Genomic DNA, 24,003 nt, shown 5'->3' with positions numbered 1-24,003 from the left:
AAAGGATTTGGTGTCGCACGACCATCAACTCCAAGCCCGAGAGTCATGAGAGTGCCGGTGTCCGTTCTGGCCTGGAAGGGCATGCGACTTGAACGTATCGTGGCTACATGTCAGCAGACGATGCCCTGTTCGAGGTTCCTGGCCCACGCGAAGCGGAGCGTGCAGGGAGGGGGGTGCACCCCTCCAGAGGTGGTGACGTCGAGCGCGTCGCGGCGTGGTTCACCGATCACCCGGACTTGGAAGAGCGCTTCTCCGCAGTCTTCCGGCAATCGCTCGATGAGGTAATGGATGGTCAGCGAACTGGGCGTTACGACGTGAACGTTTTGGAGAAGACGGAGAAGACATACCTTGGAACCAAGGTTGAGATTGTCTGTCGGGCGGCCTTTGGTCTCGCCCGTGGTGAGAAAATGGATTACCGGGTTTCCGGTGTAGATGTGGATGCAAAGTTCTCGCTCGACGGAAAGTGGATGATCCCGCGTGAGGCGACGGGGCACCTCTGCCTACTTATGGCTGCGAATGACCGAGATTCCGTGTTCACTGTGGGGTTGGTCCGCATACGTGAAGAGATATTGACCCAGGGTGGTAACCAAGACCACAAGCGCAACATCTCTGCAGCGGGGCGTGGTGCGATTACGTGGCTCTTCAGGCAGGGGAAGTTGCGCAAGAATCTCCTACTGAATCTCGATGACGTTACTCGCAACGCCTTGGAGAATGTATCTGCTGGGCAGAATCGGGTGGATCAGCTTTTCAGACAAGTTCACGGGCGCATCATTGACCGTAACGCCGTTGTGACGGCAGCCAAGCAGTTGGACGCACCGAAAAGAGTGCGAGATGCGCGCATTCGTCTGGCTCCGGAGGGTGTGATCATTCTGGGGCATCAGAATGAAAGTCCTCGTATTGCCGGGGCGTTGAAACTTCCAGTGCCAGAGAAAGGTACCTGGGCAGCCGCTAGGATCGTGCCCGCACCAGGAGTAACCGACAGGCCTCAGGTGTCGATTGGTGATGAGAGCTACGTGGTTGCGGAGCCGGGCGAGCCTAGACACCCGGCTCCTTCGATCCGCTATTGAGCCTATACAAGGTACGGCTTGATCTGCCGGGCAATCGCCTCGGCGAGGACAGGTGGCACAGCATTGCCGATTTGCTTGGCAATCTGAATCTTCGTGCCACACCACTGGAAGCTGTCAGGAAACGTCTGAAGGAGCGCTGCTTCCCGATGTGTGATCGGACGGTCTACCCGGTAGCCGTCCGGTCCATGCTCCCACTGTGGGTGGAGATACTGCCCCTTTTCCGGCTTGTAGAATTCCGTTCGAATAGTAAGTGACGGCTCATTCCACTGCATTCTACCCATCACGTCGGTTGTTCCTGTTGCCTTCTTCTTCCAGCAGTTGGGCAGCAACTCTTCCGGCAGATTGAAACGCCCACCTCCCGGCGGGATGTGTGCATACCGCAGCAGAGAAAGGTCTGTCGGGGTGCGTCCGATGTGGAGGTCTTCGCTCTTGAAAGTGCCCGGGACGTTCTTGCCGAAGAACGTCGCCTTTGAATCGGGCAGGCTGGTGGTACTTGGTTTGTCGGCCAGAGTCTTACCACTGAATGCATCGCGAACTGTCCGCCAACTCTTCAATCCAATCGGATTGCCCTGGCCGTGAGTCGGTTCCGGGAGGGGGATTCTCCCGATGCGGGATCCAATGACAATGGTTCGCTTGCGACGCTGAGGTGCGCCGTAGTCTGCCGCCATCAGGTGGCCGTGAGTTAGTTGGTATCCCTCTAGGAGGCCCCCGTTGCCTACCTCGGCCTGGAGCAGGGCGAATTCCGAGGACTTGAGGAAGCGATCAACGTTCTCGATGACGAAGACCTTGGGTCGCGCGTGACGGACAAAGCGGATGTACTCCTTCCATAGCGTGTTGCGTGGATCGTTGACATCTCGAGTGCCGAGATTGGAGAAGCCCTGGCAGGGGGGGCCGCCAATGATCACGTCAGCCTGGGGGATCTCGTGATTCTTGATCTCTGCAATGTCGCCCCAGCGCATATGGGACTCGCCGAAGTTGGCCGCATAGGTGGCCGCGGCATGAAGGTCCCATTCGACCGCCATGACCGGTTTGTACCCTTTTGCTGCGACGAAACCGGAAGTCATGCCGCCGCAGCCTGCGAACAGGTCGATCATGGAGATGCGCTTAGCCATACCGGACAGGTTAATCGGAGGGACTGACAGCTGTCCCTGATGGTCACGTGGTTGGCGGGTGAAGAGGTGTGGGCGGGGCTGGAGAAGCCAGGCGGCTCGCGGCTCGATGCGCCTCGCCGGCGGGGGCGTGCGGAGCGATGGTCTCAGAGTGTTGCAACGTAGTCCCGCAGTTCGTCGTAGTCGCGGACTCTACGTTGATCGCGAAGACGCTTGAAATTGTCACGGATCCCCTGGCGGGCCTTGCTCTGGGTGCCTGAGCAGTATTCGTCGATGGCTGCGGCGAGCGCTGGGAGGTGGAGGTGGTAGACGCAGTCGATGTCGCCGGAGCCGCGGCCGAGCAGGGCGAGCATCGCTGGGCGTGGCTCCATCGTGACGGCCGCAAAGTGTGGCATGCGTCCCCGTCGGAGTGCGGCCATCTTTGAGCCTTGGCTGCGACAGTCCTGAGCGCGATCGGTTCGAAGCGTCCACTTCAGAGACAGGCCTGCTACCAGATGCTGCAGGCTTGACGACGGATTCGTCGGGTTGGACATCTCTCTTGAGACCGTGATGTCCAGTTTGAGGAGTGACTCTTCTCCCAGGAGATCAAGAAGCTCGCGACGGCGATCTTCGGTTGACCTCACCTCGTCCTGAAGGTTGTCCAGGTGTTCGTTGAGCTGGTGCTGGAGGCTCTGTTCCACTCCCGTCATCCTGGAAAAATTGCGGATGGCGTTGACTGTACGTACGACCCCAGCGGCCATGTCGCCTCGGAGCTCTCGCGCGGCGTTCAGATGTGAGAACTGCTCAAAGCTCGTAAATGATCTCTCGGGTTCAACTACAAGGTGGGGAGCGTCGACCTGAAAAGATTCCTGAAGGTCGGTCGACATCAGCTCTGCCATAAGATTTCCCACGGCCTTGACGGGGGGCGTCGCGTGGGGCGAAATCCCTATCTTCTCGTAGAAGATTGTGCCGAGCTCGATGGACCCCTTGTCGTTCTTGTCCGACGTGTTTGGGCGTCCCTCACGATATCCGCAAAGAGAGCTGAGGAAGGGGGCGGGCATGCTTCTCCAAGTCGGCGGGGTTTGAAGGCAGACGACTCTTTCACAGACGTATCGCCATCGCCTCGCTAGGAGGCATGAGGAAGGTGTCGCGGTCGAGCCGGGCACCCTATGGTCGACGGCTCTTTGGCGGGCCCGTGTGCGTCGCATTTTCTCGCGCATGAGTTACTGTCCTCGCGACGGTTTCCGGATTCTCATGCTCCCAGAAACGTAGGACTGTCCACCCGTGAGCTTCGAGATGGTCCGTGGTCTCACGGTCGCGCGCCATGTTCTTGTCAAGCTTGGCGCGCCACCATTCGGCATTGGCTTTCGGCTGGGTCGCGTGCAGCGGGCAGCCATGCCAGAAACAGCCATCCAGGAACACTGCGATCTTGGCCCGGCTGAAGGCGATGTCGATCGTGCGCCGAGGCATACCGGGGACCGGGACGTTCAGTCGATACCGCAGGCCTTCCGCGTGGAGGAGCTTACGCACGGCGATCTCACAGGCAGTGTCGCGGGATACTTGGCGGCTCATACGGGCGGAGACGCCAGCGGAGGAAGGAACCGCACCTGGAATCTTGGCACTCATGGCTGGGTGGGGCCCCCGTGGCAGTTGCGGTATGGGGTGTTCGAGCCGCACCAGCATGGGGCGTTGCGGGGTGGGGGCCATGTTGTTGCTCGGCCTCGGGCTGCGAGGGTTGTGGCGTACTGGGGGAGGAGTGACGCGTCTGCGGGGGAGGCTGACTCCGATGCGGCGAACGCCTCGTACGAGGGGACTGTTCCTCTTACGATGCCGAGGTGGCGGGCGCCCGCTGCGGACAGGTCCCGTAGGGCTGACTCGACCGCGGCGAGGTGGGCCTCGTACGTCGGGTAGTCCGTCGTGAGGGCGGGGTACGCCGTCAGGAGTTCGCGCAGCTCGTCCTCCGGCCAGTGCAGCATCGCCACCGGGAACGGGCGGGAGAGCGCGGTGCGGTACGTGCCCAGCTCGGCGCGCAGGCGGGCGATCTCGGCGCGGAGCTCCGTCGGGTTGTCCGAGCCCAGCGACCACAGCCGCTTCGGGTCGTGCAGCTCGTCCAGGGTGATGGGGCCGGCGTTGACGGTGTCCGCCAGCGCGTCCCACTCGTCGTGCGGCAGGCCCAGCATGCGGCGTACGCGGTGGCGGCCGGTCAGGAGTGAGTGCGACGTGTACGGGATCTCCTCCGACGGTTCGGTGAGGAGGGTCAGCGCGGTCGTGAACGCGTCGTGGGACGCCTGGAGTTCGTCGTGGGTTTCCAGGGCCTCGGCGATGATCTCCCACGGCGCCGCCTCGCGCGGGGCCGCGGCGCGGATGCCGTCGATGATCGCGCGGGCCTCCGCCTCGTGGCCGTACTCCCACAGGTTGGCCGCCTTCAGGGCCTTCACGAGCGGTGGGTTGTCCGGAGACTTCGCCAGGAGGTGGTCGTACAGCGTGGCCGCGCGGGCGCGGTCGCCCGCCAGCTCCAGGTGGGCCGCGGCCTGGAGGTACAGCGGCTCCTTGTCCTCGGGATACTGCGCCGCGGTACGCAGCAGGCGCTCGGCTTCGGCGGTGTGATCGGCGTGATCGGCAGACGTGTCGGGGCGCATGGTCCACACCGTACTGCTGTACGGGGTGTAGGTGAGAGAGCGCGGAGCGATGGGAGGCGGACGCGATGGGCGCGACTCTGGAGAGTTGTCGGCGTACCGCCTATCGTGCCCGCCGTGCGGGAGCGGGAGCGGAGGCGCGGGCAGAAGCGCGGGCGCAGGCGGGTCCCGGTGGTGGTGCGGGGCGCTTCGCGAGGGCGTGCGGTGGCTGTGTGCGGGTTGTGGGTGAGTGCTGAGGCCGCGGTGACGCTCGGGGTCGTCGTGCTGCTCCTCGTCGTACATCAGCTGTGGTGGACCAACCGGCAGGCCCGCGACGGCGCCGAGCGGAAAGTGCAGGCGCTGGAGAGGGAGTGGGGGGAGGGGGAGGGTGGCCCCGCGCCCTCGGCGCCGGCGGCGGAGGTGCCCGGTGGCGGGGCGTCCGGTGGCGGGGAGGTGGGTGAGGCGCCTGGTTCCGGTGCGGCGGGTGGAGGCGCCGGTACGCCCCGGCCGCGCGGCGGCGACCGTAAGCCGTCGGGCCCCCGCTGGGATCAGGCGTACGCCATCCTCCGCATCCCGCGCCTCGGCGTCACCGCGCCCGTCGCGCAGGGCGTCAGCAAGGGCGGCGTACTCGACAAGGGGTACGTCGGGCACTACCCGCAGACGGCGCAGCCCGGCGGGGCCGGCAACTTCGCGCTCGCGGGGCATCGCAACACGCACGGCGAGCCGTTCCGCTACATCAACCGGCTGCGGGCCGGGGACGAGGTAGAGGTCGAGACGAGGGAAGCCGTCTTTACGTACGTCGTCGACAAGGGGCTCGCGCAGACCTCCGCGCGCGATGTCGGGGTGATCGCGAAGGTGCCCAGGAGCAACGTCCGTACGGGAGCCGGGTACGGGGAGCCCGGGTACTACCTGACGCTGACGACGTGTACGCCCGAGTACACGTCCAAGTACCGGCTGGTGGTGTGGGGGAAGCTGGCGGCGATGCGGCCCCGGTAGTTCCCCCAGGGCTCGGATGGCCGCGCTGGGGACTGGCCCCGTTGTGGACTGTGGCGGGCCGCTGCGGCCTGGGGGAACGTACCTGGTGGGAGTACGATGATCGGACGTTCTGGGTAGGGCCGGGCTCGTGCCGGGCAATGATCGAATTGCCCCTTTTCGGCACGGGAGTTGAGGAGAATCGCGCGCGTGCATGTCCGCCGGCTGCCCTCGTGGGCCTGGGTTGCCGCACTGACCGTGGCGGCCCTCGCGGTCGTCACCGTGCTGGCCGTGCAGGCCGGTCGCTCGAAGCCGCCGGGCGCGGCGCCCTTCGCGTCGCGGCCCACCGCGGCGCCGTCGCCGGAAACGCGCCGGTCCACTCCGCCGCGCAAGCCGCCTCGGGCTGAGGTGCCGGTGAATTCGGGCGACGGCAGGCGCATTGTTTATTCGCTCGGGCAGAAAAGGGTCTGGCTGGTCGATGCCAGTAACCTTTCCCGTCGCTCTTTCAGTGTCTGGCCCGGATCGGTGAGTCCGGTGAAGGGGTCCCACCTGGTCTCCTTCCGGCGGCCCGAAGGGACGGGGTCTGACGGGGTGAAGATCGAGAACGTCGTCTACTTCTCCACGAACTCCGGCGTTTCCATCGCCTTCTCCAATGCCGTCGACGGCTCGTCGCCGGAGCCCGCCCCCGGTGTTCGGACGGGCGGGATCCGCGTGCGCGCCGGCGACGGTGACGCCCTCTGGAAGTTCGCTGACGTCGGGGCAGTCGTTTTCGTGGTCGATTAGGTCGATTAGGTCGATTCATGTCGATCTGGGCGGTGGGGTGACCGGGGTCGCGGCGGCGTTGCCTCGCAGGTGGCGCTCGCGGGGAACTTGGTGGTCGCGTTGTGCGTCAGTCATTACGGGCCGCGGGATTCTGACTCGCAGCCCGGTGTGCAGGTTCTTGCCCTTGCTCTTGCCTCGGGTCCGGCGGGGGTGAGGGGACCGGCAGGGGGCGTTGTCAGTGCCGGGCATTAGCATCGTCGGAGAACCGGTCGATGTGCCGGTGGGTTACTGAGTCACTGAGAGGGGGGACCATGATCAGTTGTTCGGCGCGGTTGTTGCGCACGGTCGGTCTTGTCCTCTTCCTGGTGACCGAAGTCCTCCTTGTCGAGAACGGCAGCTTCTCCGCCGCCGTCGCGCTCGCCGCCACCGCGGCGGCCGGTTCCGCCCTCACCGCCTGCGCGCTCGTCGCGGCGCGTTCCGTTCCCGCCGTGCCCCGCACGCGGGTGCGTACGGCGATACGGGACCGGGAGAAACGCACCGCGTTTCTGCCGCAGCGTGATCCTGATGCGCGGGGGCGGACCAGGCCCCGGGCGCCGGGTGTCGTCGTCCTGTGACGACCACCGCATAGGGCGCGCCGCTTTCCGACGCCGTTGAGCCGCTGCTCGCGTACGTGCACTTACCTGCATCGCGTGCGTGCCTCGCGTACGTACTTCGCGTGGGTCGTCATGCCGATTTGTCTCTCTTCCGGCACGACGAGACCCTCGGAGGGCTCACCATGTCCGTCTTCGCCAGCCTGGTCGCACGCCTCGCGGACCTGCTCGAACCGTTCTTCCACGCCTCTGCCGCAGCCGCCGCGATCGTCCTGTTCACGGCGTGCGTACGACTCGCCATCCATCCCCTGTCGCGGGCGACGGCCCGGGGCCAGAAGGCCTGCACCAAGCTCGCGCCGCAGATCGCCGAGCTGCGCAAGAAGCACGGCAAGAACCCGGAGCGCCTGCAAAAGGCGATCTTGGAACTGCATGCCAAGGAGAAGGTCTCGCCGCTGTCGGGCTGCCTGCCCAGCCTGTTCCAGCTGCCGGCGTTCTTCCTGATGTACCACCTCTTCTCGAACCAGCAGATCGGAGGCGAACCGAACGAACTCCTCACCCACACCCTCTTCGCCAGCCCGCTGGGCGACCGCTGGACCGACGCACTGGCGGACGGCGGGGTGGTCGGGGCGCAGGGGCTGCTGTACGTCGCGCTGTTCGCGGTCGTCGCGGCGGTGGCCACGTTCACTTACCGGCGTACGAAGCAGCAGATGGCGGCGTCCCCCGGTATGCCGGTCGCGGGCCCGGACGGGGCGCAGTTGCCGGGCGCCGGGGCGATGGGGGCGATGGGGGCGATGACGAAGGTGATGCCGCTGATGTCCTTCGCCACGCTCATCACGGTGGCGGTGGTGCCGTTGGCCGCCGCGCTGTACGTCGTCACCAGTACGACGTGGAGCGCGGTGGAGCGGGCGTGGCTGTACCGGGACATACCGGCTGGTGGGGGCGCCGTGGCTACCGCCCGGTAAGGGTCCAGTCCGTGAACGGGGTCTTGCGGACTGGACCTCGACCTTGGAGGATCGGCCAATCCTCCGATGGCCGCACCCATCGGCCGGGGCCGAACGCGACTCTCGACCAGAGGAGACTGACCTTGAAGCTGCTGCGTGTGGGAACGGTGGGTGCCGAACGTCCGGCACTGCTCGACCAGGACGGGAAGCTGCGGGATCTGTCCGGTCTCGTCACCGACATCGACGGCGACCTGCTCGCCGACGAGGCGGCGCTGGGCCGGGTTCGTGCGGCTGCGGCGGGCGGTGAGCTGCCGGTGATCGACGATGCGGCCGGGACGCTGCGGGTCGGACCGCCGCTCGCGCGTATCGGCAAGATCGTGTGTATTGGGCTGAATTATCACGATCACGCGGCCGAAACGGGGGCGGCGATACCTGCCGAGCCGATCATCTTCTTCAAGGCTCCGGACACGGTCGTCGGTCCCGACGACACGGTTCTCGTACCGCGCGGCAGCACGAAGACCGACTGGGAGGTCGAGCTGGCCGTGGTCATCGGCCGTACCGCCCGCTACCTGGACTCGGCCGAGGAGGGGCTCGCGCATGTCGCGGGGTACGCGGTCGCGCACGACGTCTCCGAGCGCGAATTCCAGATCGAGCGCGGCGGCACGTGGGACAAGGGCAAGAACTGCGAGACGTTCAACCCGTTGGGTCCGTGGCTGGTGACGGCGGACGAGGTGCCGGATCCGCAGGTGCTGGGTCTGAAGCTGTGGGTGAACGGTGAGCTGAAGCAGGACGGCACTACCGCTGAGCAGATCTTCCCGGTGGGTGAAGTGGTGCAGTACGTCAGCCAGTTCATGACGCTGTATCCGGGTGACGTGATCAACACGGGGACGCCGGCCGGTGTGGCCATGGGGCAGGCGGAGCCGAAGCCGTATCTGCGGTCGGGGGATGTGGTGGAGCTTGAGGTGGAGGGGCTGGGGCGGCAGCGGCAGGAGCTGAAGGACGCGTAGTCGCCTCCCGGCGGGGGGCGTCGAAGCGGTGGCCGGGGGTGCTGGCGCCGGGCCAAGCCTTTCTTTCCCCACCCCGCCCCTTCCCGAACTGGGGCTCCGCCCCAGACCCCGCTCCTCAAACGCCGGAGGGGCTGGACGTACCGGGCAGGGGCGAGTTTTGCGGCCCTGGCCGCAAAACTCGGCCCGCCCGGTCGGCAACCATCCAGCCCACGCTGCGGCAGAAATCCAGCCCGTCCGGCGTTTGCGGACACCGCCCGGAGGACACGCCGGGGGGGGTGTCCGGGGGGCTGAGGTTTGCCCCCATGCGGCGGAGCCGCAAAGTGTCACGGCCGGGAAGGGGCGGGGTGGGGAAGAGGCCCTGCCGGGCCCCACCGGCTGCCACCGGGCTCCCGCCGGGCTGCCGCCAGGCCCCCCGCCGGGCTGCCGCCGGGCTCCCGCCATGGTGGCTCCCGCCGGGCCCCCGCCGGGCCCCGCCGAGCCGTCACCGGGCCCTCGCCAGGACCGGCCGGGCCCCGCCCAGGCAAGCCGCCTCGCTCGGGCCCCAGCCCTCCCTCACGACCGGAACTGCGCAGGACCCGGCCGGGCCCCGCCCAGGCAGAAGCCCCGCCGGCTCCGCGCCCCTCCCTCAGGACCGGAATTGCTCCAGCGCCTCCACCACCAGTGCGTGGTCCTGCGCCTGGGGGAGGCCGGAGACCGTTACCGTGCCGATTACGCCCGCGCCCTCCACCGCGATCGGGAACGCGCCACCGTGCGCTGCGTACACGTCCGGGTCCAGGCGCGACGACTCCTCGAACGTCGTGCCCTTGGCGCGGAAACGCGTGCCGACCAGGTATGAGCTCTCGCCGTACCGCTCCACGACCCGGCGCTTGCGGTCGATCCACGCGTCGTTGTCCGCGCTCGACCCCGGCAGCGCGCAGTGGAAGAGCTGCTGCGCGCCGCGCCGGATGTCGATCGCCACCGGGGCGTCACGCTCGCGTGCGAGCCCGACCAGGAGGCTGCCGAGCGCCCACGCGTCCTCGTGGGTGAAACGGGGGAGGATCAGGCGGCGTTCCTGGGCGATCAGCTCGGTGAGCAGTTCGGTGAGCAGTTCAGCGGGCTGTTCAGTGGGCTGTTCGGTGTGCCGCGAGGTGGGCGGCAACGTGGGCCGCGAGGCGGGCGGCCCGGTGGGCAGTTCGGCGCTCAGCTGGCCGGCGCTCGGCAGTTCGGCGCTCGGTCGGCCCGGGCTCGTAGATGTCATGACCGGACCTCCACCGTTACGCCCTCGCGGGCCGAGCGGCGCGCCGCCTCCAGTACGTCCAGTGCCGCGGCCGCCTGCGCGGCGGTGACCGGCGGAGCGGTGCCCGCCCGCACGGCGGCGGCGACGGCCGCGTAGTACGCCGGGTAGTCGCCCGGCAGCGTCGGGACCGGGCTGCCGCCGCCCGTCGCCGGGGACTCGCCCGCGCCGATGCGGCCCCACGCCGCCTCCGGTTCCTCGCCCCAGTGCCCGTCCGCCGCGGGCCGCTTGCCCTCGCGCAGCGCGCCCTCCTGCGGGTCGAGGCCGTACTTCACGTAGCCCGCGCGCGAGCCCAGCACGCGAAAGCGCGGGCCGAGCTGCGCGGTGGTGGCGCTCACGTACAGGTGCGAGCGGACGCCGTTCGCGTGCGTGATCGCGATGAACGTGTCGTCGTCCGCCTCCGCGCCGGGGCGGCGTACATCGGACTCGGCGTACACCCGCACCGCCGGGCCGAAGAGCACCAGCGCCTGGTCGACGACGTGGCTGCCCAGGTCGTACAGCAGCCCGCCGATCTCCGCCGGGTCGCCCGACTCCCGCCAGCCGCCCTTGATCTGCGGGCGCCACCGCTCGAAACGTGACTCGAAGCGCTGTACGTCGCCGAGCTCACCGGAGGCGATCAGCCGCTGGAGAGTGAGGAAGTCGTTGTCCCAGCGGCGGTTCTGGAAGACGGAGAGGAGCAGGCCGCGGTCTTCCGCGAGCGCGGCGAGTTCGCGCGCCTCGGCGGCGGTGCCGGCGACGGGCTTGTCCACGACGACCGGCAGGCCCGCCTTGAGGGCCGCGGTGGCGATCGGGACGTGCGTCTTGTTGGGGGACGCGATCACGATCAGGTCGAGTTCGTCCGCGCGCGTCCACAGCTCGTCGGGGGAGGCCGCGAGCCGGACGCCGGGGAACTCGGCGCGGGCCTGCTCCTGCCGCTCGGGGTTCGAGGTGACGACCGTATCGAGGGTGAAACCCTCGGTCGCGGCGATGAGGGGGGCGTGGAAGACGGAGCCCGCGAGGCCGTAGCCCACGAGCCCGACGCGCAAGGGGGCGTGGGGGGCGCGGGTTTCGGTGCCGTTGGCGGTGCCGGTGCCAGTCGTGGTCATGGCTTCCACTTAAACAACGCTGTTGCCAAAGTGCAAGCGCGGTGGACAATGGGTCCGTGAACAGGAGCAATACAGGCGCGAACCTGCCGGCGCTGCGCAACCACAACGCCGCCCTCGTCCTCGACCTGCTGCGTACGGCGGGCGAGGCCGGCATCAGCCGCCTGGAGCTCGCCGAGCGCACCGGCCTCACGCCGCAGGCCGTCAGCAAGATCACCGCGCGACTGCGGGCAGAGGGCCTGGCGGCGGAGGCCGGCCACCGCCCGTCGACGGGCGGCAAGCCCCGGACGGTGCTGCGGCTGGTCCCGGACGCCGGGTACGCGGTCGGGCTGCACCTGGACCGTGACGAGCTGACGGCGGTCCTGGTGGACCTGGCGGGCACGACGGTCGCGACGCGGCGGGCGCCGCTGGACCTGGGCGCGGGTGCGGAGGTGGTGCTGGAGGCGGCGTCCCGCGAGGTCGCCGCGCTGGGCTTTCCCCCGCCCGGGCCGTCGGGGCGGCAGAGGCTGCTCGGAGTGGGGGTCGCCGCGCCCGGGCCGCTCGATCACGGGCGGGGGGTGCTGCATCGCGTGACGGGGTTCCCGCAGTGGGACGGGTTCGCGCTGCGGGACGTGCTGAGCGAGCGGCTCGGGCTGCCCGTGGTGCTGGACAAGGACACGAACGCCGCCGCGCTCGGGCTCGCACTGCGGGCCCGCCCCGCCGGCGGGTCCTTCGCGTACCTCCACCTCGGTACCGGGCTCGGTGCCGGACTCGTGCTCGGCGGGGCGCTCTATCGCGGGGCGCGCACCGGAGCGGGGGAGTTCGGGCACCAGACCCTCCAGATGGACGGGCCGCCCTGTTCCTGCGGTGGTCGCGGCTGCATCGAGGCGCTCTGCCTCGCCGCCGTCGCCCGCGGCGACATCGCGCGGGCCGCGCGGCTCCTCGGGACCGGGGCCGCCAACCTCGTCGGGCTGCTGGACATCGACCGGGTGCTGCTCGGCGGCCGGGTCGTGGCCGCGGAAGAGGACGTGTTCGTACGGGGTGTGGGGGCGGTGCTGGCCGAGCTCGCCCGGCGCGAGGGCAGCGGGCCCGCGGTGCCGGTGGCCGCGGCGGGTGGCGACGGGCGCGCCGTTGCCGACGGGGCGGCGCAGCTCGTCCTGGCGCCGGTTTTCGGTCATGCGAACGTCGCGTTCCCCAGTGGAGGGAACGGAGCGTGAGCGGTCGGCAGTGGGCCGTTGGGGGGATTCGTCGTGGTCATATGAACGTACTGGGGTGTGGCGTACGAGGGGCCGTCGTGCGGGGGTGGCAGGGTCACGGACGATGACCGGGTGACCCCGACCTGCAAAGGCTTCTCATGCGACTGCGCATTGCCCTCGCCCTCGGAGTTACGGCAGCCGCCCTGGCTTCTTCCGGGGCCGTCGCTGCCCATGCCCATGCCGATGAGGGCGCCGCGCATTTCGCCGAGCCCTTCCGCGCCGCCCCGGACGAGCGCCCCTCCTGCGGCGACCCGGCCTCGTCCGACTTCCCCATCACCACCCGCCTGCGCGGCGGCCCTGACACCTACCGCGCGGGCGGGGCGGCGGGCGAATGGTCGCTGGAGCTGACCAACACCACCGGCAAGAGCTGCCGCAACATCCACCCGGTCATCGTCCTCATGGACCGCGAGCGTGAACTGGACTCGGGGCAGGTGGAGTTGGAGTTCCAGGACGGTGCCGGGCGGTGGATCGACGTACCCTTCCACACCACTGACGAGGATGAGCACATCGGCGTTTTCGACGGCGGTTTCCCCGGCTTCACCGTCGCCGCCGACCGCACCGTCACCGTCAAGGTGCGGCTCGCCTTCGACTCCGACACCGCCCCCGCTCGCGCCGTCGCCAACGCCGCCGTCGTGCAGCGGCAGCGCGACGACGGCGAGTGGGTCGGCGAGTCGAACGACTACCGCTTCACCATCACGGGCCGAGGCGGTGACCGAGACACAGGCCATGACACCGACACCGACACCGACACCGACACCGACCGTGACCCCGACCCCGACCGGTCCCCGGCCCCTGAGCACGATCCCGCGCCCGACATCACCCTCGACGACGGTACGCCGCGCATCCGCGAGCACCCCCACGCGCTCGCCATGACGGGCCGCGACCCCGGTCCGCTGCTCGCCCTCGGCGCCACCGCCGGCGCGCTGCTCCTCGCGGGCGGAGCACTCGTCGCCGGCTCCCGGCGCCTCCGCGCACCGCAGCGTCGCGAGTGAGCGCGCCTCTGTCGCCCGTCGCCCGTCGCCCGTCGCCCGTCGCCCGTCGCCGGGCGCCGGGCGGCAGGCGGCGGGCGCCGGGCGGCGAGCTGGTCCGGCCACCGTCGCGCGCCGCTCGCGGGGGAGCCTTCAACATCGTCTGCGAACATCCACTGCGTGGACTACCCGAAGGACTACCCGTACGCGACGCACGACCAGGACCCTGGAGCGCCGATCCGCTCCGGCATCCCGGAGCATGGCCGTGTTCCCAAGTACTACGCCGTCAAAGCCCGAATCGCCGCCCTAATCGGAGAGCTGGGCGAGGGCGGGCTGCTGCCGACCGAGCGGGATCTCGCCGTACGGTACGAAGTCTCCCGCGAGACCGTACGCCAGGCGCTGCGCGAGCTGCTCATGGAGGGGCGCCTGCGCCGGCAGGGACGCGGCACGGTCGTGGCGGGGCCGAAGCTGGAACAGCCGCTCGCCCTGGCCAGCTATACCGAGGGCGTACGCCGCCAGAACCGGCGGCCCGGCCGTAATCTCATTGGGCTCGACCGCTTCCCGTGCCCCGCGGCCCTGGCGGCCGATGTGGGGGTGGAGGTGGGTGATCCGGTCTGGCACCTGGAGCGGGTGCTCCTCGCGGACGACGAGCGGGTGGGGCTGGAGAGTACGTACGTCGCCGTTTCTCGCGTCCCGCGCCTGGACGCCGACTTCGAGCCGGACTCGTCCTTCTACTCCTACCTTCACGATCACGTCGGGGTGTCCTTCGGCGACGCCGACGAGCGGATCGAGACGGTCCTTGCGACTCCTCGCGAGGCGGTGCTCATCGGTACGCCGCCGGCGCTTCCCATGCTGCTGATCCACCGGCTGTCACGGGACGTGGAGGGACGGCCACTGGAGAGGGTCCGGACGCTCTTCCGGGGGGACCGCTTCAGCTTCACGGTGCGGCTCGGCGGGCGGGACCAGTAAGGGACTGGTTAGCGCAGTTGGGGAGGAGCCCCCCGCCGAGGGCGAGAACGGGCTCCTCATCGAGGTGTCCGGCCTCGGCGCTATATCACGGAAAGGTAACGGGTCTAGGCCATCCTTGGGGGGCTGTTCACCGCGTCGTTGCCGGGCGGATTCGAACGGGCCACTCGCCGCAAGGAGCGTGGCCGCCGTGAGAGTCATAGTCGTAGGAGCCGGCGTCGTAGGAACCATGCACGCCTGGCACGCAGTGGAACGCGGCCACGAGGTCGTCCAGATCGAGCGCGAGACGCAAGCCCGCGGGGCCAGCCTCCGCAACTTCGGTCAGATATGGGTCAGCGGTCGCGCGGGCGGTGAGGAGCTGGAGACGGCCCTGCGCGCCCGCGAGCTGTGGGAGGGCATCGGGGCCCGCATTCCCGAGCTGGGCTTCCGGGCCATCGGCTCGCTGACCCCCGTACGCAACGACCTGGAGCTGGCCGTCGCCGAGGCCGCACTGAACCGCCCCGACGCGGCCGCCCGCGGCTACAAGCTGCTGACCGCCGACGAGGCCCGCGCCGTCAACCCCGCCCTGCGCGGTGCCTTCGAAGCCGCACTGTGGTGCGAGCGCGACGCCGCCGTCGAGCCGCGCACTGCCCAACTCGCCCTCAAGCAAGCGCTGTTGGAGTCCGGCCGCTACACCTTCCTCGGCGGGCGCGAAGTCCGCGAGGTCGTGGGGCGGAACGCCGTCCGCGACGACCACGGCGACGTACACACCGGCGACGCGGTCATCCTCTGTACGGGCGCCTGGCTCGGCGGGCTCGTCAAGGAGCTCGTTCCCGACCTCCCCGTACGCCGTGTCCGCCTCCAGATGATGCAGACCGAGCCCCTCGGTGAGGCCCTCACCACCTCCGTCGCCGACGCCGACAGCTTCCGTTACTACCCCGCGTACGCGAGCGCCGCCCTCGACGCCCTGAACGCCGCCCAGGCCCAGGAGCCGACCGCCGCCGCGCACAAGATGCAACTGCTCATGGTCCAGCGCCGCGACGGCGGACTGACCATCGGCGACACCCACGAGTACGAGCACCCCTTCGCCTTCGACGTCGTCGAGGAGCCGTACGAGCACGTCGCCCGGGTCGCCGAGTCCTTCCTCGGCCGCCCGCTCCCCAAGATCCGGCACCGCTGGGCGGGCGTTTACGCGCAGTGCACCGACACGAGACGCGTCGTACACCGTCAGCAGGTGCGCGACGGCGTGTGGCTGGTGACCGGGCCCGGCGGTCGCGGCATGACCTGCTCGCCGGCCATCGCCGAAACGACCGCCAACGAACTGGGCTGGTGACACGCACATGAACAACACACACATGAATGACACGCACACCGTAAAGCTCGTCGTCCTCGACATGGCCGGCACCACCGTCGCCGACGGCGGACTCGTCGAGCAGGCCTTCTCCGCCGCCGCCCAGCGCCTCGGTGTCGAGCCGGGATCCGACGATCACGCCGCGAAGCTCGCCTACGTACGCGCCACCATGGGCGAGTCCAAGATCTCCGTCTTCCGGCACCTCTTCGGGGACGAAGGCATGGCCCAGCGGGCCAACGCCGCCTTCGAGGAGGCGTACGGCAGCCTCGTCGACGCCGGGCACATCGCGCCCGTCCCCGGCGCCCGCGAGACCATCGAGAAGCTGCGTGCCGACGGCCGACGCGTGGTCCTGACCACCGGGTTCGCCCGCGTCACACAGGACGCGATCCTCGACGCGCTCGGCTGGCAGGGGCTCGTCGAACTGACGCTCTGCCCGGCCGACGCGGGGGGCCGCGGCCGCCCGTACCCGGACATGGTGCTCGCCGCGCTGCTGCGCACGGGGGCCGCCGACGGGGTGCGGGAGATCGCGGTCGCCGGCGACACGTCGTACGACATGCTCAGCGGCGTCCGCTCCGGCGCCGGCGTCGTCGCGGGCGTCCTGACCGGCGCGCACGGCCGGGAGCAGTTGCTCGCGCACGGTGCCACGCACGTCCTCGGCTCCGTCGGGGAGTTGCCCGGTCTGCTGGCCGGCCTGCCGGCGAGGGAGGGCTGATGACCAGCGGCATCCGCTTCGACAACGTTTCGGTGGCGTACGGCGGGAACACCGTGCTCGACTCCCTCGACCTGACCGTCGAACCGGGTGAGGTCATGGCCCTGCTCGGTCCCTCGGGGTCCGGCAAGACCACCGCCCTGCGCGCTGTCGCGGGGTTTGTGCAGCCCGTCTCGGGGCGGGTCTTCATCGGGGAGCGCGACGTCACACGGCTGCCGCCGTACCGGCGCGGCATCGGCATGGTCGTCCAGCAGTACGCGCTCTTCCCGCACCTGCGCGTCGAGGACAACGTCGCCTTCGGGCTGAAGGCGCAGAAGGCCGTCAAGGACGAGATCCCCGGGCGGGTCGCCGAGGCGCTGGACATGACCGGCATGGCGTCGTACGCCAAGCGCTATCCGCGCGAGCTGTCCGGCGGGCAGCAGCAGCGCGTCGCGATCGCCCGCGCGCTCGCCATCCGGCCCGGCGTGCTGCTTCTCGACGAGCCGCTGTCGGCGCTCGACGCGCAGCTCAGGTCCGGGATGCTGGCCGAACTGGCGCGGCTGCACCGGGAGTTGCCCGACGTCTCGATCCTGTACGTCACCCATGACCAGGTCGAGGCGCTGACCCTCGCGGACCGTATCGCCGTCATGGACAAGGCGCGGCTCCAGGACTGCGGTACGCCGCAGCAGCTCTACCGCAGGCCGACGACCGAGTTCACGGCTTCGTTCGTCGGCAACGCGAATCTGCTGCCGGTCACGGTCGGTGGGGAGGGCGCGGGGGTTGTCTCCTTTGCCGGTACGTCGCTGAACGTCGCCACCGGGGGTGCGACGAGTGGGGCGACAGCCACCTTGTGCGTACGCCCGCATCTCGTCGGGCTCGGCGAGGGGCCGAACGCTTTGCGCGGCACCGTCACGGAGGTGCAGTGGCGTGGTGCCACGCACCGGCTGTACGTCGATGTGGGCGGTCACCGCCTCAAGGCGGACCTGCGTGAGTTGCGGGCGACTCCGGAGCTGGGGGAGGAGGTCACCGTGCACTTCGCCGCTGAGGACGCGGTGCTGCTGGGGGCGGGGGTGTCCGATGGCTGACGCGAATCCGTTGCCTGCGGGCCGCCGCCCAGCCTCCGGTCGTGCGGGGGTACGCATCCGTACCACTCGTGCGGATGGCGGAGAAGGCGCGGGTACCCTCGTGGGCGGCACCACGCCGTCGGGGACCGCGGCAGGTGCCGACGCCCGGCCCGCGACCCCCGGTCCCGCGCCCGGCGCTGGGCGCGAGAACCGGCCCGTCGACCGGCCCGAACCAGGCACGGCCAACCGCCCCGCTGCTCCCGGCGGTGGTGTGCGTGCCGACCACGGACCTGACCGGCCCGTCGCAGCCGCGCCCGCCGGCCGGCCCGCCGGTCACCACCCGGAGCGGCCCAGCGGCGCCGCGCCCGCCGGCCGGCCCGTCGGCCACCGCCCCGCCCGGTCGGCTGCCGAGCCGCATCGCCCCGGCCGACCCGCTGCCAAGTCGCCCCGCGCCGCCCCCCGCTGGATCTGGGCACTTCCGCCCGTGGCCGTGCTCGCGCTCGGCTTCCTCTACCCGCTCGGCCTCGTCGTCCAGCAGTCCTTCTCGCCCGACGAGGGCGGCACCTCCGTCGAGCCCTCCGTCGAGCCCTACGCCGAGGTCTTCGCCTCCGAGGCGTTCCGTGAAGCGCTGTCCACCACTGTATGGCTGGCCGTCGGGGCGACCGTCGGGTGTCTCGTCCTCGGGTTCGTACTCGCCCTCGTCATCGCCTTCGTGCCCTTCCCCGGCGGCAAAGCGGTCGCGAAGTTCATCGATGTCTTTCTGTCCTTTCCGTCCTTCCTCATCACCCTCGCGCTGCTGTTCATCTACGGCACCGTCGGGATGGCCAACGGTGTCTGGACAGACGTCACGGGCGCGGCCGAAGGGCCCTTCCACTTCCTCACCACACCCTGGGGCGTACTCCTCGCCGAGATCACGTACTTCACGCCCTTCGTGATGCGGCCCCTGCTCGCCGCCTTCTCCCAGCTCGACACCGCGCAGTTGGAAGTGGCCTCGTCGCTGGGTGCGAAGCCCGCACGGATCATCCGGCAGGTGATCCTCCCCGAGGCGCTCCCCGCCCTCGCGGCCGGCGGCAGCCTCGTCCTCGTCATGTGCCTGAACGAGTTCGGGATCGTGCTCTTCACGGGAGCCAAGGGCGTCACAACCCTGCCGATGCTCGTCTACAGCAAGGCGATCCTCGAATCCGACTACCCCGCCGCCTGCGTCGTCGCCGTCGTCAACATCGCGATTTCCGTGGGCCTCTACAGCCTTTACCGGGTGGTGAGCCGTCGTGTTGGTGCATAGCCGTACGGGAAAGTGGGCGGCCCGGGCGCTCTTCCTCGTCCTCTTCGTTCCCCTCTTCGCCCTCCCCCTCCTCGTCATCCTCGCCGCGTCCTTCGCCACCAACTGGTCCGGCGCCTTCCCCTCGGGACCGACCGCCGGGCACTACACCTCCGCCGTACGCGGAGAGTCTCTGCAGGCCCTCACCACCAGCCTGGTCACCGCCCTCGCGGCCAGCCTGCTCGCCCTGACGGCCGGGTCCTGGGCGGCCCTCGCCGCCGCCGCGCTCAAGAAGAACGGAAAGCGGGTGCTCGACGCGCTGTTCATGCTGCCCGTCGCGGTGCCGTCCGTGGTCGTCGGCCTCGCCGTCCTCGTCGCGTTCTCGCAGCCGCCCATGCTGCTCAACGGAACGCGCTGGATCGTGATCCTCGCGCACACCGTTCTCGTCACGGCGTTCGCCTACCAGTCGGTTTCGGCCGCCATCCTGCGTCTGGACCCGGTGTACGAGCAGGCAGCCGCATCCCTCGGTGCCCGCCCCTCGTACGTCCTGTGGAAGGTGAAGCTCCCGCTCCTGCTGCCGTCGCTCAACGCGGCCGCCGGGCTCTGCTTCGCCCTGTCCATGGGCGAGCTGAGCGCCACGATGATGCTCTACCCACCCGACTGGATGCCGCTCCCGGTCCAGATCTTCACCGCCACCGACCGCGGCTCCCTCTTCACCGGCTCGGCAGTCGCCGTAGTCCTCATGGGTACGACGCTGCTCGTCCTGCTCGCGGTCTCCCGTATCCGTACCAGAGCTTCCTTCCGCTGACACGACCCTCCTGGCTGACACGACCCTCCTGAAGGAGATGCGAAACGTCATGGCCCGTAACCCCATCAAGCCGGTCACCGCCGTCACCGGCAGCCTCGTCCTCGCCGCCTCCCTGTCCGCCTGCGGTGGCGCCTCCGCCGCCTCCGACGAGAAGACCGTCACCGTCTACAGCGCCGACGGCCTCAAGGGCGAGAACGGCGACGGCTGGTACGACCAGGTCTTCAAGGACTTCGAGAAGAAGACCGGCATCAAGGTCAAGTACGTCGAGGGCGGCTCCGGCGAGATGGTGCAGCGCGCCGTTCGCGAGAAGTCCAACACCCAGGCCGACGTCATCGTCACCCTCCCGCCCTTCATCCAGCAGGCGGACGCCAAAGGGCTGCTCCAGAAGTACGCGCCCCGGGGCGCCGACAAGGTCGCCGCAGCGAACAAGGCGGCCGACGGCAAGTGGACCTCCGTAGTCAACAACTACTTCGGGTTCATCCGGAACACCAAGGAGCTCAAGGGCGCCGACGCGCCCACGACTTGGGAGGATCTGCTCGATCCTTTCTTCAAGGACAAGCTCCAGTACTCCACGCCCGGAGTCGCGGGTGACGGCACCGCCGTCGTCATCAAGGCCATGCACGACTTCGGCGGCAAGGAGCCGGCGATGGAGTACCTGAAGAAGCTCCAGGCCAACAACGTCGGCCCGTCCTCCTCCACCTCCAAGCTCGCGCCGAAGGTCGACAAGGGCGAGATCCTGGTCGCCAACGGCGACGTACAGATGAACTTCGCGCAGTCCAAGTCCATGCCGAACCTGGGCATCTGGTTCCCGGCGAAGGAGGGCGGCAAGCCCACCACCTTCGCGCTGCCGTATGCCGCCGGACTGGTCAACAAGGCTCCGCACACCGAGAACGGCAAGAAGCTCCTCGACTTCATGCTCGCCGAGGGCGCGCAGCAACAGGTGAGCGATGTCGGCGGCGGCTTCCCGGCCCGCTCGGACATCAAGGGCACGGGCGTCAACGCGACCGAACTCACCCAGCTGCTCAAGGGAGTTGATGTCTTCGAGCCGGACTGGAACGACATCGGCGCCAACCTCGACGACTACGTCGACGCCTGGAAGTCGGCAACTGGAAGCTGATCAGTAACCATTCGGCCAAGCTTGGCTGCGAGGGTCTGGACCGGCCTCCGTCATCACGCGAAGGTAACGGGTCTGGTCCGGACCCCCGTGTTTTTCCTTGGAGGATCACATGTCCCGAGGTATACCCAGACGTTCCGTCCTCGCCGCCGGCACAGCAGCAGCCGCCGTCGCCGCCACCGGATCGCTCACCGCTACTCCCGCCGCGGCCGCGCCCACCCTCCCCAACGGCACCAGCCTCGACAAGGTGCTCGTGATCGGCATGGACGGCCTGCGCCACGACAGAATCACTGCTGCCAAGGCCCCGCACCTCAAGTCCCTGATGGCGAACGGCACGTACGGCACTTCGCTGCTGTACGCCAACCCGATGGCGGCCACCTCGTCCGGCCCCGGCTGGTCGACCATCTCCACCGGAGTCTGGCCCGACAAGCACGGCGTGCGGGACAACTCCTTCACCGGCAAGAACTACGCCAAGTACCCCGGCTTCCTCGCCCGCCTCGCCCAGGTCCGCCCCGGCCTCTCCACGTACGCCGCCGTCGACTGGAAGCCCCTGGACACCCAGGGCACGGTCACCCCCGGCGCCGACGCCAAGCTCGTACTCGACGGTGACGCCGACGGCTACACCGGCCACGACGCCACCATCGCCACCGAGACCGAGTCGGTCCTGCGCTACCAGAACCCCGACGTCCTCTTCGTCTACTTCGGCAACACCGACATCGTCGGCCACAACTCCGGCGCCGCCAGCCCGAAATACCTCGAAGCCATTGACGTACAGGACGGTTACGTCGGCCGGCTCCTCGCCGCCATCAAGGCACGCCCGACGTACGCCTCCGAGCGCTGGACCGTCATCGTCACCACCGACCACGGCCACACCGACGCGGGCGGCCACGGCGGAAGCGCCATCGAGGAACGCCGTACGTTCATCCTCGCCCGGGGTCCCGGCATCGCGGCCGGCGCCCGGCCCGTCGACACCCGCCTCGTCGATGTCGCCGCCACCGTCTTCAAGCAGCTCGGGATCACGCCCGACCCCGCCTGGGGTCTGGACGGCAAGCCCGTCCAGGAGCGTTCCACCGACCCCTTCGACGCCCTGCAGACCTCCCTCTCCGCCCGCGTCGACGAGACCGGCATCCCGGCCGGTGTCCTCGGCTTCACGCACACCGCGCCCAGCGGCTGGTCCGTCATCAACAACGCCATGGGCACGGGCGGCATGACCGAGTGGCGCGGCTGGTCCTTCGCCACCGACGAGTTCTGGTCCAGGACCCAGCGCGACCAGTCCCGCGAGCTCAACGTCCGAGCGCGCGGCGTCTTCGCCGTCGCGGACTCCGACGAGTGGGCGGACAAGGCCTTCTCCGGTACGTACGACTCGACGCTCGTCACCCCGGCGTACGCCGTCGGCGGCAAAGCCACCGTGAAGCTCGACTTCACCACCTTCTACCGCCAGGAGGGCAGTCAGAGCGCCCAGATCCTCGCCTCCTGGAACGGCGGGACTCCGGTCGCGGTCACGTCGTACACCTCGGACGTCATCTCGCAGCCCCAGTCGCTGACCTTGAACGTCCCTTCCGGGGCCACCAGCGTCAGCTTCCGTTTCCGTTACACCGGCAGCAACAACTGGTACTGGGTGATCGACGGGGTCAAGATCACGGCAGCCTGATTAGGCTGGGGGCGCCCGGACGGTGTGGTCCGGGCGCCCCAGCGTTTTTTTGCGTACGGCAGGAGTCCGGCACATGGCAGAGCGCAAGCCGATCGAATCATGGCTCACCGACATGGACGGTGTCCTCATCCACGAGGGAACGCCCATCCCCGGAGCCGATGCCTTCATCAAGCGGCTCCGCGAGTCGGGCAGGCCCTTCCTGGTGCTGACGAACAACTCGATCTACACCGCCCGCGACCTCCACGCCCGCCTCTTCCGCATGGGCCTGGACGTGCCGGTCGAGAACATCTGGACCTCGGCGCTCGCCACCGCGCAGTTCCTCGACGACCAGCGGCCCGGCGGCACGGCGTACGTCATCGGCGAGGCGGGACTGACCACCGCGCTGCACGACATCGGTTACGTCCTGACCGACCACGACCCGGACTACGTGGTGCTGGGCGAAACGCGTACGTACAGCTTCGAGGCGCTCACCAAGGCCATCCGGCTCATCAACGCCGGCGCGCGTTTCATCTGCACCAACCCCGACGAGACCGGCCCGAGCCGCGAGGGCCCGCTGCCCGCCACCGGCGCCGTCGCCGCGCTCATCACGAAGGCGACCGGCAAGGACCCGTACTTCGCCGGCAAGCCCAACCCGCTCATGATGCGGACCGGGCTCAACGCGATCGGCGCGCACTCCGAGACCAGTGCGATGATCGGCGACCGGATGGACACGGATGTGCTGGCGGGCCTTGAGGCGGGTATGGAGACGTTCCTGGTCCTGACCGGTCTGACGGGGCCCGCGGACGTCGACCGCTACCCGTTCCGGCCCTCGAAGATCGTCGATTCGATCGCGGATCTCGTCGACCGCGTCTGACCGGTCGGTGATGGGTCGGTGATCGCTCCAGGGGTCCGTACGGCGCAGTGGCGGGCCCCTGGAGATGCGGAAACCGGCCGTACCGGTGAATCTTCGTAGTACCAGGAGGTTCACTATGCGCTCACTGCAACTTGCTCTCTGTGCCGGCGTGGCGGCCGCGGCGGTCCTTGCGCCCGCAGCCGCCGCCCACGCCGGCAACGAGGCCGGGGGCCGGGTCGTCGTCACCCCGTCCACGATCGCTCCGGGCGGGGAGGTGGATCTGCGGGTCGACGTGTGCGGGGGCAGACACGCCACCGGTACGTCCGACGCCTTCTCGTCGCCCGCCCACTTCAGCCCGGCGGCGGACCGCGGCGACCTCTTCGCCGAGGCCCGCATCCGCTCGGACGCCGAGGCCGGGGACTACGAGATCCGGGTGAAGTGCAAGGACGGCGGCCGGGCGAGCGGCACGGTCACGGTCGTCCACCACCACGAGCCCACGCACCACCCGACCCACCACGCGACGCCCGTCGCACCCGTGCACGCGGGCGGCGGCGGTACGGCCGAAGTCGCTGCGGTCGACGAGGGCGGGCCCGGAACGCCGCACACCGTGATCGGCCTGGTACTGGCAGGCGTGGCGGCCGTCGCCGTGGCGTACCGGAGCGTACGCCGCCGTCGTACGGACTCGGACTGAC

The 24,003-nt window shown here is 69.3% G+C and carries 24 protein-coding genes; 18 read left to right on the top strand and 6 right to left on the bottom strand.

Features of this window, described 5'->3' with window-relative positions:
- Positions 1 to 107: 107 nt before the first annotated feature.
- A complete protein-coding gene (locus G412_RS37800) occupies positions 108 to 1,067 on the top strand; it encodes a NaeI family type II restriction endonuclease (protein WP_078606853.1) in 960 nt (319 codons plus the stop codon).
- Positions 1,068 to 1,069: 2 nt separating this feature from the next.
- Here G412_RS37800 and G412_RS37795 read toward each other — a convergent pair whose 3' ends face one another.
- The 4 genes from G412_RS37795 to G412_RS0108025 form a co-directional block, all read right to left on the bottom strand.
- A complete protein-coding gene (locus G412_RS37795; protein WP_078606852.1) occupies positions 1,070 to 2,179 on the bottom strand; it encodes a DNA cytosine methyltransferase in 1,110 nt (369 codons plus the stop codon).
- A gap of 143 nt (positions 2,180 to 2,322) precedes the next feature.
- Positions 2,323 to 3,216 carry an NgoMIV family type II restriction endonuclease gene (locus G412_RS40740; protein ID WP_244282882.1) on the bottom strand — a complete coding sequence of 298 codons (894 nt, stop codon included), beginning with the start codon at positions 3,214 to 3,216 and terminating at the stop codon, positions 2,323 to 2,325.
- Between the two features lie 106 nt (positions 3,217 to 3,322).
- Entirely contained in the window at positions 3,323 to 3,781 is a 459-nt protein-coding gene (locus G412_RS37790) for a very short patch repair endonuclease (RefSeq protein WP_244282881.1), read from the bottom strand.
- Entirely contained in the window at positions 3,778 to 4,794 is a 1,017-nt protein-coding gene (locus G412_RS0108025; RefSeq protein ID WP_028811638.1) for an SEC-C domain-containing protein, read from the bottom strand. Before G412_RS0108025 ends, G412_RS37790 begins: the two co-directional genes overlap by 4 nt.
- 216 nt (positions 4,795 to 5,010) lie before the next feature.
- On the opposite strand from G412_RS0108025, the gene G412_RS0108020 reads away from it, so the two are divergent.
- The 5 genes from G412_RS0108020 to G412_RS0108000 all read left to right on the top strand — a co-directional run bounded on the left by G412_RS0108020 (position 5,011) and on the right by G412_RS0108000 (position 9,042).
- Complete coding sequence (locus tag G412_RS0108020; protein WP_341860549.1) at positions 5,011 to 5,766, top strand: class E sortase; 756 nt, start codon at positions 5,011 to 5,013, stop codon at positions 5,764 to 5,766.
- A 186-nt stretch (positions 5,767 to 5,952) separates the two neighbouring features.
- The gene (locus tag G412_RS0108015) at positions 5,953 to 6,525 is read left to right on the top strand and encodes a hypothetical protein (RefSeq protein WP_244282880.1); all 573 of its coding nucleotides are present in this window, start codon (positions 5,953 to 5,955) and stop codon (positions 6,523 to 6,525) included.
- A 290-nt stretch (positions 6,526 to 6,815) separates the two neighbouring features.
- Positions 6,816 to 7,118, top strand: coding sequence for a DUF6412 domain-containing protein (locus G412_RS0108010; RefSeq protein WP_037648064.1), 303 nt, complete (start codon positions 6,816 to 6,818; stop codon positions 7,116 to 7,118).
- A 161-nt stretch (positions 7,119 to 7,279) separates the two neighbouring features.
- Positions 7,280 to 8,056 (top strand): YidC/Oxa1 family membrane protein insertase, encoded by a 777-nt coding sequence (locus tag G412_RS0108005; RefSeq protein WP_028811634.1) that lies wholly within the window; start codon positions 7,280 to 7,282, stop codon positions 8,054 to 8,056.
- A 122-nt stretch (positions 8,057 to 8,178) separates the two neighbouring features.
- A complete protein-coding gene (locus tag G412_RS0108000; protein ID WP_028811633.1) occupies positions 8,179 to 9,042 on the top strand; it encodes a fumarylacetoacetate hydrolase family protein in 864 nt (287 codons plus the stop codon).
- Positions 9,043 to 9,667: 625 nt separating this feature from the next.
- Here the strand turns inward: G412_RS0108000 and G412_RS0107995 are convergent.
- Together G412_RS0107995 and G412_RS0107990 are read right to left on the bottom strand one after the other, a co-directional pair.
- Complete coding sequence (locus G412_RS0107995) at positions 9,668 to 10,129, bottom strand: heme-degrading domain-containing protein (RefSeq protein WP_028811632.1); 462 nt, start codon at positions 10,127 to 10,129, stop codon at positions 9,668 to 9,670.
- Between the two features lie 146 nt (positions 10,130 to 10,275).
- Positions 10,276 to 11,400, bottom strand: coding sequence for a Gfo/Idh/MocA family oxidoreductase (locus G412_RS0107990; protein ID WP_051338202.1), 1,125 nt, complete (start codon positions 11,398 to 11,400; stop codon positions 10,276 to 10,278).
- Between the two features lie 56 nt (positions 11,401 to 11,456).
- Here G412_RS0107990 and G412_RS0107985 point away from each other — a divergent pair, with 56 nt between their 5' ends.
- The 12 genes from G412_RS0107985 (at position 11,457) to G412_RS0107930 (ending at position 24,002) form a co-directional block, all read left to right on the top strand.
- The gene (locus G412_RS0107985) at positions 11,457 to 12,593 is read left to right on the top strand and encodes an ROK family transcriptional regulator (protein WP_028811630.1); all 1,137 of its coding nucleotides are present in this window, start codon (positions 11,457 to 11,459) and stop codon (positions 12,591 to 12,593) included.
- A gap of 137 nt (positions 12,594 to 12,730) precedes the next feature.
- Positions 12,731 to 13,624, top strand: coding sequence for a hypothetical protein (locus G412_RS39575; protein WP_028811629.1), 894 nt, complete (start codon positions 12,731 to 12,733; stop codon positions 13,622 to 13,624).
- Between the two features lie 156 nt (positions 13,625 to 13,780).
- Positions 13,781 to 14,569, top strand: coding sequence for a GntR family transcriptional regulator (locus G412_RS0107975; protein WP_028811628.1), 789 nt, complete (start codon positions 13,781 to 13,783; stop codon positions 14,567 to 14,569).
- Positions 14,570 to 14,756: 187 nt separating this feature from the next.
- Positions 14,757 to 15,878, top strand: a complete 1,122-nt coding sequence (locus tag G412_RS0107970; RefSeq protein WP_028811627.1) for a TIGR03364 family FAD-dependent oxidoreductase — start codon at positions 14,757 to 14,759, stop codon at positions 15,876 to 15,878.
- 22 nt (positions 15,879 to 15,900) lie between these two features.
- Positions 15,901 to 16,608, top strand: a complete 708-nt coding sequence (locus tag G412_RS0107965) for a phosphonatase-like hydrolase (RefSeq protein WP_028811626.1) — start codon at positions 15,901 to 15,903, stop codon at positions 16,606 to 16,608.
- Complete coding sequence (locus G412_RS0107960) at positions 16,608 to 17,669, top strand: ABC transporter ATP-binding protein (protein ID WP_028811625.1); 1,062 nt, start codon at positions 16,608 to 16,610, stop codon at positions 17,667 to 17,669. Before G412_RS0107965 ends, G412_RS0107960 begins: the two co-directional genes overlap by 1 nt.
- Positions 17,670 to 17,919: 250 nt before the next feature.
- On the top strand, positions 17,920 to 18,930 hold the full coding sequence (locus G412_RS0107955) for a 2-aminoethylphosphonate ABC transporter permease subunit (protein WP_078606874.1): 1,011 nt from the start codon (positions 17,920 to 17,922) through the stop codon (positions 18,928 to 18,930).
- Positions 18,917 to 19,714 carry an ABC transporter permease gene (locus G412_RS0107950; protein ID WP_028811623.1) on the top strand — a complete coding sequence of 266 codons (798 nt, stop codon included), beginning with the start codon at positions 18,917 to 18,919 and terminating at the stop codon, positions 19,712 to 19,714. The genes G412_RS0107955 and G412_RS0107950 overlap by 14 nt, the downstream gene beginning before the upstream one ends.
- 49 nt (positions 19,715 to 19,763) lie before the next feature.
- Positions 19,764 to 20,831: a 2-aminoethylphosphonate ABC transporter substrate-binding protein gene (locus G412_RS0107945; protein ID WP_028811622.1), complete on the top strand. Its 1,068-nt coding sequence runs from the start codon at positions 19,764 to 19,766 to the stop codon at positions 20,829 to 20,831.
- A gap of 109 nt (positions 20,832 to 20,940) precedes the next feature.
- Positions 20,941 to 22,479 (top strand): alkaline phosphatase family protein, encoded by a 1,539-nt coding sequence (locus G412_RS0107940; protein WP_028811621.1) that lies wholly within the window; start codon positions 20,941 to 20,943, stop codon positions 22,477 to 22,479.
- 73 nt (positions 22,480 to 22,552) lie between these two features.
- On the top strand, positions 22,553 to 23,332 hold the full coding sequence (locus G412_RS0107935) for an HAD-IIA family hydrolase (RefSeq protein WP_028811620.1): 780 nt from the start codon (positions 22,553 to 22,555) through the stop codon (positions 23,330 to 23,332).
- 115 nt (positions 23,333 to 23,447) lie between these two features.
- Positions 23,448 to 24,002, top strand: coding sequence for a hypothetical protein (locus tag G412_RS0107930; RefSeq protein ID WP_028811619.1), 555 nt, complete (start codon positions 23,448 to 23,450; stop codon positions 24,000 to 24,002).
- The last annotated feature ends 1 nt before the right edge of the window (position 24,003 follow it).

Origin of the sequence: Streptomyces flavidovirens DSM 40150, assembly GCF_000429085.1 — a bacterium.
In the GTDB taxonomy this organism is placed as follows: Bacteria; Actinomycetota; Actinomycetes; order Streptomycetales; family Streptomycetaceae; genus Streptomyces; species Streptomyces flavidovirens.
The sequence above is the reverse complement of the archived record's forward strand: the minus strand, read 5'-3'. Positions and strand labels throughout refer to the sequence as shown.

Coding starts and splice junctions, on each gene's coding strand:
- G412_RS37800 (WP_078606853.1), top strand. CDS start 108: ATGTCAGCAGACGATGCCCTGTTCGAGGTTCCTGGCCCACGCGAAGCG.
- G412_RS37795 (WP_078606852.1), bottom strand. CDS start 2,179: ATGGCTAAGCGCATCTCCATGATCGACCTGTTCGCAGGCTGCGGCGGC.
- G412_RS40740 (WP_244282882.1), bottom strand. CDS start 3,216: ATGCCCGCCCCCTTCCTCAGCTCTCTTTGCGGATATCGTGAGGGACGC.
- G412_RS37790 (WP_244282881.1), bottom strand. CDS start 3,781: ATGAGTGCCAAGATTCCAGGTGCGGTTCCTTCCTCCGCTGGCGTCTCC.
- G412_RS0108025 (WP_028811638.1), bottom strand. CDS start 4,794: ATGCGCCCCGACACGTCTGCCGATCACGCCGATCACACCGCCGAAGCC.
- G412_RS0108010 (WP_037648064.1), top strand. CDS start 6,816: ATGATCAGTTGTTCGGCGCGGTTGTTGCGCACGGTCGGTCTTGTCCTC.
- G412_RS0108005 (WP_028811634.1), top strand. CDS start 7,280: ATGTCCGTCTTCGCCAGCCTGGTCGCACGCCTCGCGGACCTGCTCGAA.
- G412_RS0107990 (WP_051338202.1), bottom strand. CDS start 11,400: ATGACCACGACTGGCACCGGCACCGCCAACGGCACCGAAACCCGCGCC.
- G412_RS39575 (WP_028811629.1), top strand. CDS start 12,731: ATGCGACTGCGCATTGCCCTCGCCCTCGGAGTTACGGCAGCCGCCCTG.
- G412_RS0107965 (WP_028811626.1), top strand. CDS start 15,901: ATGAATGACACGCACACCGTAAAGCTCGTCGTCCTCGACATGGCCGGC.
- G412_RS0107960 (WP_028811625.1), top strand. CDS start 16,608: ATGACCAGCGGCATCCGCTTCGACAACGTTTCGGTGGCGTACGGCGGG.
- G412_RS0107945 (WP_028811622.1), top strand. CDS start 19,764: ATGGCCCGTAACCCCATCAAGCCGGTCACCGCCGTCACCGGCAGCCTC.
- G412_RS0107940 (WP_028811621.1), top strand. CDS start 20,941: ATGTCCCGAGGTATACCCAGACGTTCCGTCCTCGCCGCCGGCACAGCA.
- G412_RS0107935 (WP_028811620.1), top strand. CDS start 22,553: ATGGCAGAGCGCAAGCCGATCGAATCATGGCTCACCGACATGGACGGT.
- G412_RS0107930 (WP_028811619.1), top strand. CDS start 23,448: ATGCGCTCACTGCAACTTGCTCTCTGTGCCGGCGTGGCGGCCGCGGCG.